Raw genomic sequence first — 8033 nt, forward strand, 5'->3', positions numbered from 1 at the left:
TCGGCTTGGTCGTGACGGCAGGTTCAGGCGCGGACGGCGCGGTGGTCGGCTCGCTCGGCGCCGCGGACTGCTCCGGGGTCGGCTGGAGGGTCACCGCGGCTCCGGCACTGCTGGTGGAGTCGCCCGGCCCGGCCACCTCCGTGTCGCCGGCGTTCCTGTTGTCGCCGCTGAGCACGGCGAACGCGCCGACCGCGGCGGCGGTGCCGAGCACGGCGGCGCCGGCGGTGATCGCCCAGGGTCGGCGGCTGACCGGCTTGCGCTGGGTCCGGACCCGGGCCTGGATCTCGTGCAGCCCGTCGGCCGGCTCGACCAGGTCGGCCTCCGCGTTCAGGGCTCGCCGCATCAGCTCGTCGAACGGGTCGTTCGGGTGGTCGTTCATGCGTTCTGCTCCAGGACCTGGCGCAGCGACTTGGTCGCCCGCGCGGCATGGCTCTTCACGGATCCCCGGCTGATCCCCATCGTGTCGGCGATCTCCGCCTCGGACAGGTCACCGTAGTACCGCAGCACCATCACGGTGCGTTGTTTCTCCGGCAAGGTGCGCATCGCTTCGATCACCCGGTCGGTCTCGGCGGTCCGCAGTACGGCGTGCTCGGCGCTCGGCTCGTCCGGCAGGGACTTCGGCAGGTGCTTGTCCACCACCACCAGGTGCCGTTGCCGGGATCGGCACCGGTTCACCACAGCGGTCCGCAGGTACGCCAGCGCCTTGTGCGGGTCGCGCAGCCGGTTCCAGCGGGAGTGCATCGCCACGAAGGCGTCCTGCACGATCTCCTCCGCCGAGCCGGTGTCGCGCAACAGCAGGGCGCCGAGGCGGACCAACGACGTGTAATGCGCCGTATAGACAGCCGTCAGCGCCTCGTCGGCATCCCACGAGGATTCCTGAGCCACGCACTCGTCATACATCACGGCCGGTTGTGCCACGCAACGATGACGCGCAGGTCACGTTCCAGGTTGACAACAACGTTCACCCGATCCATACGGGCAAGACAACGCCAGCCACCGCGGCGCGAACCCGCATGATCATTCGTCCCCTTTTCACCCTCCAGGCACGCGAGCAAGCGCTGGATAGGCTCCGGGGAGGGTGAAAAGGGGACGAATGATCATGCGGGTTCCCGGGGCTGCCCCTGGGGGTGGTTTTGCCTGTACGGGATGGGGCTGGGGGTGGTGTGAAAGTGCAGGTGAGGGGGTGGGTGGCGGTTTATCGGGTGAGGGTGTCGGGGCGGGCGGCTAGCATGGAGCACGTCATCACCACCAGCATCAGGAGGAAAGGCTGTCCAGGCCACGCAGTATCGAGCCGTCGCACCCGAATGCGACGCGCGCTGACAGCAGCGCAAACGGCGCTGGTCACCAGGCCTCGCACAAGATCGTGGTGCCGAACAGCATCAACATGGTGGCGCTGCTCGGGGCCCGGGACGAGTTCCTCCGGATCGTCGAGAAGGAGTTCGCGGCCGACATCATGGTCCGCGGCAACGAGATCACCTTCGTCGGTGAGCCGGCCGACCTGGCCCTGGCCGAGCGGCTGGTGGACGAGTTGATCGCCGTCGTGCGGACCGGGCACGGCCTGACCGCCGACTCGGTCGAGCGCAGCATCGCGATGATCAAGGCCGAGACGGCCGAGAGCCCGCGCGAGGTGCTGACCCAGAACATCCTGTCCAGCCGTGGCCGCACCATCCGGCCGAAGACGCTGAACCAGAAGCGGTACGTCGACGCCATCGACAAGAACACCATCGTCTTCGGTATCGGCCCGGCCGGTACCGGCAAGACCTACCTGGCCGTCGCCAAGGCCGTGCAGGCGTTGCAGGCCAAGGAGGTCACCCGGATCATCCTGACCCGGCCCGCGGTCGAGGCCGGCGAGCGGCTCGGGTTCCTGCCGGGCACGCTGTCGGAGAAGATCGACCCGTACCTGCGGCCGCTCTACGACGCGCTGCACGACATGCTCGACCCGGAGTCGATCCCGCGGCTGATGACGGCCGGCACGATCGAGATCGCGCCGCTGGCCTACATGCGCGGCCGGACCCTGAACGACGCCTACATCATCCTGGACGAGGCTCAGAACACCTCGCCGGAGCAGATGAAGATGTTCCTCACCCGGCTCGGCTTCGGCTCGAAGATGGTCGTCACCGGCGACGTCACCCAGGTGGACCTGCCGAGCGGGACCAAGTCGGGGCTGCGGGTCGTCCAGGACATCCTGGAAGGTGTCGAGGACCTGACGTTCTGCCGGCTGACCTCGCATGATGTCGTCCGGCACAAGCTGGTCGGACGGATCGTCTCCGCGTACGAGGACTTTGAGAGCGACGCTGAGCGCGACAGATGAACGTCGAGGTCAACAACGAGTCCGGCGTCGAGATCGATGCCCACGGACTGATGCGGCTGAGCCGCTTCGTGATGTCGTCACTGCGGCTGCACCCGGAGTGCGAGCTGTCGATCAAGCTGGTCGACGAGGACACGATGGCGCGCTACCACGTCGAGTTCCTGGACCTGCCGGGTCCGACCGACGTGATGTCGTGGCCGATGGACGAGCTGCGGCCGGGGACCAACGACTCGGATGACGCCGATATGCCCCTCGGGCATCTGGGCGACATCGCGTTGTGCCCGACCGTCGCCGCCCAGCAGGGGGCGAAGGCGGGCCACGGCACGTGGGCCGAGCTGGAGCTGCTGACGGTGCACGGCATCCTGCACCTGCTCGGTTACGACCACGCGGAACCCGCCGAGAAGGCGGAGATGTGGGACGTCCAGGGCCGGTTGCTGGAAGCATGGCGCGCACCCGGAAACAGGCTAGGCGATGTCTGATGGCTCCCCGCCTACTGCGCGGCACTCGGCACGGCACCTCGCCGCACTGGAGCAAAGGCCACGATGGAAAAACATCGAGGCCTTCACTCCAGCACGCCGAGCCACCGCACCGAGCACCTGCTCGCTACGGCGCGGAACCATCAGACACCGCCTAGGACAGGAGTGACCTTCCAGTGACCTACCACGACGGCGTCCTGCTTGTTGTGGCTGCGGTGCTCGTTCTGCTCGCCGGGGTGTTCGCCGGCGCCGAAGCGGCACTGTCGTCGTACTCGAAGGTGCGCGCTGACGAGCAGGTGGAGCTGGGCAACACCCGTGCGGTGCGGCTGGCCAGCCTGCTCACCGACGCGCCGCGGTACCTGAACACCTTGCTGCTGGTCCGGCTGAGCTGCGAGATCACCGCGATCGTGCTGGTCACCCAGGCGCTGTCGAACATCTTCACGGTGACCTGGGAGCACATCCTGATCACCGCCGTGGTGATGGTGGTGGTCTCCTACGTGATCATCGGGGTCGCGCCGCGGACGCTCGGCCGGCAGCACTCGGACCGGTTCGCGATGCTGTCGGCCGGTCCGGTGATGGCGCTGACCAGCGTGCTCGGGCCGCTGCCGAAGGTGCTGATCCTGGTCGGCAACGCGCTGACGCCGGGCAAGGGTTTCGCGGCCGGCCCGTTCGCGACCGAGTCGGAGCTGCGCGCGCTGGTGGACCTGGCCGAGAAGTCGTCGGTGATCGAGTCCGGCGAGCGGCAGATGATCCACTCGGTGTTCGAGCTGGGCGACACCATCGTCCGCGAGGTGATGGTGCCGCGGACCGACATGGTCTACATCGAGCGGCACAAGAAGCTGCGGCAGCTGACCTCGCTGGCACTGCGCAGCGGGTACTCGCGGATCCCGGTGGTGGGCGACTCCCTGGACGACATCGTCGGGGTGATCTACCTCAAGGACGTGATGCGCCGCGTCTACGACAACGCCTCCGCCGAGTCGACCGAGCGGGTCGAGTCGGTGATGCGGCCGTGCATGTACATCCCCGACTCCAAGCCGGTGGACGAGCTGCTGCGCGAGATGCAGGCGGCCCGGATGCATGTCGCGATCGTGGTCGACGAGTACGGCGGGACCGCCGGACTGGTCACCATCGAGGACATCCTGGAGGAGATCGTCGGCGAGATCACCGACGAGTACGACGAGGCGCCGGAATCCGTGCAGGCGCTGTCCGACGGCGCCTACCGGGTCTCCAGCCGGTACCCGATCGACGAGCTCGGCGAGCTGTTCGGCGTACCGCTGGACGACGACGACGTGGACACTGTCGGCGGGCTGATGGCCAAACTGCTCGGCAAGGTGCCGATTCCCGGCGCCCAGGTCGAGATCGAGGGACTCGGCCTGTCCCTCACGGCGGAGCGGCCGTCCGGTCGCCGCAACCAGGTCGGTACTGTGCTGGTCCGGCGCGGGGAGCCCGCCGACCAGCCGCAGGACAGCAATCACCAGACCGCCTGAACCCCATTGGAGCCTTTCCATGTCTTCTGACCTCTCGGCCGAGGACACCAAACTGATCACTCTGGCCCGGGCGGCCCGGGCGCGAACGCGCGCCGCCGAGGGCGCCGCGGTCCGCGACACCGACGGGCGGACGTATGCTGCCTGCACCGTGCAGCTCGACACCGTGCTCCTGTCGGCCCTGCAGCTCGCGGTCGCGATGGCGGTGTCCTCCGGGGTCAAGGGCATCGAGGCGGCCGCGGTGGTCACCGACGGCCAGCAGGTCGATGTCGAGGTGGTCCGCTACTTCGGCGGTGCCGCCCTCCCGGTAGTCGTTGCCAATGGCAACGGAGAGGTTCGTGATGTCGTCCACACCTGAGGAGTTCCGCTCCGGTTTCGCCTGTTTCGTCGGGCGTCCGAACGCGGGCAAGTCCACCCTGACCAACGCGTTGGTCGGCCAGAAGATCGTGATCACCTCGTCGAAACCGCAGACCACCCGGCACGCGGTCCGCGGGATCGTGCACCGGAGCGACGCCCAGCTGATCCTGGTCGACACGCCCGGTCTGCACAAGCCGCGCACGCTGCTCGGCGAACGGCTGAACGATGTGGTGAAGACCACTTGGGCCGAGGTCGACGTGATCGCCATCTGCCTACCGTCGAACGAGCGGATCGGTCCTGGCGACCGGTTCCTGGTGACCGAGGCCGCCAAGGTCGCGAAGACGCCGAAGATCGCGCTGGCGACCAAGTCCGACCTGGTCGGGCCGGACCGGATGGCCGAGCACCTGAGCGAGATCGCCACTCTGGGGGAGTCGGTCGGGATCGAGTGGGCCGCGGTGATCCCGGTGTCGGCGACCAACGGTTTCCAGACCGACGTGGTCGCCGACGAACTGGTGAAGCAGTTGCCGTTCGGCCGGCCGCTCTACCCGGACGGTGACATCACCGACGAGCCGGAGGAGATCCTGGTCGGCGAGCTGATCCGCGAAGCCGCGCTGGAAGGTGTCCGGGACGAACTGCCGCACTCGATCGCCGTCACCATCGACGAGATGGGCCTGCGGGAGGACCGGCCGGCGGACAAGCCGCTGATCGACATCTACGCCAACATCTACCTCGAGCGGGACAGCCAGAAGGGCATCGTCATCGGCCACAAGGGCGCCCGGCTGAAGGAGGTCGGCGCGAACGCCCGCCGCCAGATCGAGGCCCTGCTCGGTACGCCGGTCTACCTCGACCTGCACGTGAAGATCGCCAAGAACTGGCAGACGGATGCTAAGCACCTCCGCAAGCTCGGATTCTGAGGCAGGATGAGCGAGCTTCCGGCTGGCCGGCTCGACAACCCGGTCTACTCGTCGCTGACCGGCCGGCACGCATCCTTCGCGGAGATCCTCGGCGGCGCCCGCCGCTATCCGGCCTCGATCGGCCCGTTCATGGCGCTCCCGGACGAGCCGACCGAGCAGGACTGGCTCGACGCCGCCGAACTGGTCGGGCGAGGAAGCACGGCAGCGTTGATCCGCCCGGAGTTCGTGGTCCCGGACACCTGGAAGCTCGTTCAGCAGTTCGAGCTGGTCCAACTGGCCGCCGGGAAAGGCATTGGCGCCGACGATCCGGAGCTGATCGTCCTAGGTGAGCCCGACGTGCCGGACATGCTGGCACTCACCGAGGAGACTCGTCCCGGCCCCTTCGGCCCGCGAACCTACGAACTGGGCCGTTACGTCGGCCTCCGCGAGGGCGACGAACTGATCGCTATGGCGGGCGTCCGCTTCCACCCACCGGGCTGGACTGAGATCAGCGCAGTCTGCACTGCCCCGGCCCACCGCGGCCGCGGCCTGGAACCCGCCTGATCCGCGCGGTGATCGCCGACATCGAACGCGCCGACGACAACGCCTTCCTCCACACCGGCGCCACCAACACCGGCGCTATAGCTCTCTACCAGGCCCTGGGCTTCACGGTCACCCAGGACCTCAAAGTCACTGTTCTCCAACCCCGCTGAGGGTTTTCTGGTAGGCGAAGGACCGGGCGACGATGTGGTAGTTGAGTTGCTCGTTGATGGCGATCATGTGGTCGTTGGATTCGGCGTTCCACGTGTCCAGCTGGGTGACGGCTGGTTCGGCGTCGCGCATCCACAGCAGCATGCCCGTCTTCAGCAGGGCGCCAAGGCGGTGACCGCGGTGGTCGCGGGAGACCGCGGTGTCGTGCTGCGAGGCGATGTACGGGCGTTCGCGTTCGACCGTGATGGTCGAATGACCTGCCAGTACGCCGGTCTCGCGCTCGCGGGCGATCACCCGGTACAGGGTCCGGTCGTGCGCGAACTGCGAGGTCTCGTAGGCACGCAGCCGGGCTGGGGTGAACAGGTCGTCCTCGATGTCGAGGTCGTCCTTCGGGGCGTCGTTGATCGAGGCGGTCACCGCGACCATGCCGTCGAGCAGTTCGTCGGGCAACGCTCCGGTGATCCGCACCAGCTCGTAGCCGGACGACGCCAGCACCGCCTCGTCGTACAACTTCTGGACGGCTGACCAGTCGAGCGTGGTGATGTCCTGCCGGCGGTTCACCTCGATCGCCTTCGGCTCGAACCCGTGCCGGCGGGAGAACGCGTCCGCCTTCGGCAGATCCCATTGGCTCATGCCGAGGGAATCCCGGCCGAGCTCGCGGGCCAGCTCCTCGCCGTACTGGAGCAGCGAACTGCCGATGCCCTGGCCGCGGTGGTCCGGATGGACGTCGACCTCGAACCACGCCAGGTTGGTGTTGTCGTACGTCGGCGCGTCCACGCTGAGCAATCCCACCAGGAGACCGTCGTCGTTCCTTGCCAGATAGGCCTGGCCCGGGTCGCCGTCACCGCCGTACGCGAGGTCGGCCGCATAGCTTCGCGGGGTCGGCAGCACGGCTTCGGGGCAGTCGAGCTGGCCGGCGGCGGTGAACAACGCCACCGCGTCCGCACACCCGACCTCGTCGTCGGGGGAGAGCCTCTTGATATCCACCGGCCCAGCGTGCGCCCCGGAGGGCGATCACCGCGAGTCATTTATCGGCGGGCAGGAACTTCCGGTCTACGAAGGAGTGGGCATCCCATAGGCGTGGTCGACGGACATGGAGAAGACGAGGCGCTGATCCTCGACCATGGCGCGGCGATAGTCGTCCCAGTCCGGATGTTCCTTGCCGGCCGCGTGGCGGTAGAGGTCGATCAGCTCCTCGACCACCTCGTCGTCCGGAGCCGCGGCCACCGGGCTGAGTTCGGCCTTGCCCTCGAGTACGACGTACGAGCGTCCGCGCGGACCGTCGACGTACAGGCTGGCGCGGGGATCGCGGCGCAGGTTCGCGACCTTCGCCCGGCCGTTGGTGAGGGAGACCCGGACCAGGTTGCCCGCAGCGTCGTACGCGTAGCTCACGTTGGACAACTGCGGGCGGCCGTCGCGCTTGAGTGTGACCAGGACGCCCAGCCCACGGCTGCCGATCCGGTCCTGCAGGGATTCGCTCATGGTGTCCAGCCTAGGAACTCAACCAAACTTGAAGGCAACCCCAGGGTTCAGGCGCTGTCCGGTGTCTGCTCGCGTTCGACGGCCAGGCGGGCGAGTTCGACGCGCGAGCGGATGGCGAGTTTGCGGAACACCTGGCGCAGATGGAACGCGACGGTGTGCGTGCTGATGAACATCTCCGCCGCGACCTGCCGGTTGGTGAGCCCCAGTGCCACCAGTTCGGTGACCTGCTCCTCGGTCGAGGTCAGGCTGTCCCACCCGGTGTCCGGGCGCTGCTGGTAGGTCCAATGCCGGACCCGTACGCCGAGGTCCCGCAGCAGCAGGC

The 8033-nt window shown here is 67.9% G+C and carries 10 protein-coding genes and 1 pseudogene; 6 read left to right on the forward strand and 5 right to left on the reverse strand.

The window, feature by feature from the left end:
* The coding region (locus VFG33_RS22250; RefSeq protein ID WP_325054851.1) for a hypothetical protein at positions 1–379 on the reverse strand (379 nt) is incomplete at its 3' end.
* Positions 376–885, reverse strand: coding sequence for a SigE family RNA polymerase sigma factor (locus VFG33_RS22255; RefSeq protein ID WP_325054852.1), 510 nt, complete (start codon positions 883–885; stop codon positions 376–378). The genes VFG33_RS22255 and VFG33_RS22250, both read right to left, overlap by 4 nt.
* A gap of 400 nt (positions 886–1285) precedes the next feature.
* Between VFG33_RS22255 and VFG33_RS22260 the strand changes: the two genes are divergently transcribed.
* The 6 genes and pseudogenes from VFG33_RS22260 (at position 1286) to VFG33_RS22285 (ending at position 6231) form a co-directional block, all read left to right on the forward strand.
* On the forward strand, positions 1286–2311 hold the full coding sequence (locus VFG33_RS22260; protein WP_414672975.1) for a PhoH family protein: 1026 nt from the start codon (positions 1286–1288) through the stop codon (positions 2309–2311).
* Positions 2308–2787 (forward strand): rRNA maturation RNase YbeY, encoded by a 480-nt coding sequence (ybeY, locus tag VFG33_RS22265; protein ID WP_325054853.1) that lies wholly within the window; start codon positions 2308–2310, stop codon positions 2785–2787. Before VFG33_RS22260 ends, ybeY begins: the two co-directional genes overlap by 4 nt.
* 173 nt (positions 2788–2960) lie before the next feature.
* Positions 2961–4271, forward strand: coding sequence for a hemolysin family protein (locus VFG33_RS22270; protein WP_325054854.1), 1311 nt, complete (start codon positions 2961–2963; stop codon positions 4269–4271).
* Positions 4272–4290: 19 nt separating this feature from the next.
* Complete coding sequence (locus tag VFG33_RS22275) at positions 4291–4626, forward strand: cytidine deaminase-like protein (RefSeq protein ID WP_325054855.1); 336 nt, start codon at positions 4291–4293, stop codon at positions 4624–4626.
* Positions 4610–5539: a GTPase Era gene (gene era / locus VFG33_RS22280; RefSeq protein WP_325054856.1), complete on the forward strand. Its 930-nt coding sequence runs from the start codon at positions 4610–4612 to the stop codon at positions 5537–5539. Before VFG33_RS22275 ends, era begins: the two co-directional genes overlap by 17 nt.
* Positions 5540–5986: 447 nt before the next feature.
* A pseudogene (locus VFG33_RS22285) lies at positions 5987–6231 on the forward strand (GNAT family N-acetyltransferase).
* On the opposite strand, the gene VFG33_RS22290 reads toward VFG33_RS22285, so the two are convergent.
* The 3 genes from VFG33_RS22290 to VFG33_RS22300 all read right to left on the reverse strand — a co-directional run.
* Entirely contained in the window at positions 6209–7216 is a 1008-nt protein-coding gene (locus VFG33_RS22290; RefSeq protein ID WP_325054857.1) for a GNAT family N-acetyltransferase, read from the reverse strand. The pseudogene VFG33_RS22285 and the gene VFG33_RS22290 sit on opposite strands and share 23 nt — an antisense overlap.
* Before the next feature lie 66 nt (positions 7217–7282).
* Positions 7283–7711, reverse strand: a complete 429-nt coding sequence (locus tag VFG33_RS22295; protein WP_325054858.1) for a PPOX class F420-dependent oxidoreductase — start codon at positions 7709–7711, stop codon at positions 7283–7285.
* Between the two features lie 47 nt (positions 7712–7758).
* Positions 7759–8033 (reverse strand): response regulator transcription factor (locus VFG33_RS22300; RefSeq protein ID WP_325054859.1); only part of this gene is annotated, 275 nt, incomplete at its 5' end.

The organism is Kribbella sp., assembly GCF_035687465.1.
Lineage (GTDB): Bacteria > Actinomycetota > Actinomycetes > Propionibacteriales > Kribbellaceae > Kribbella.

Excerpts from the sequence above, each read along its gene's own strand:
- ybeY (WP_325054853.1), top strand. The coding sequence starts at position 2,308 with ATGAACGTCGAGGTCAACAACGAGTCCGGCGTCGAGATCGATGCCCAC.
- VFG33_RS22275 (WP_325054855.1), top strand. The coding sequence starts at position 4,291 with ATGTCTTCTGACCTCTCGGCCGAGGACACCAAACTGATCACTCTGGCC.
- era (WP_325054856.1), top strand. The coding sequence starts at position 4,610 with ATGTCGTCCACACCTGAGGAGTTCCGCTCCGGTTTCGCCTGTTTCGTC.
- VFG33_RS22295 (WP_325054858.1), bottom strand. The coding sequence starts at position 7,711 with ATGAGCGAATCCCTGCAGGACCGGATCGGCAGCCGTGGGCTGGGCGTC.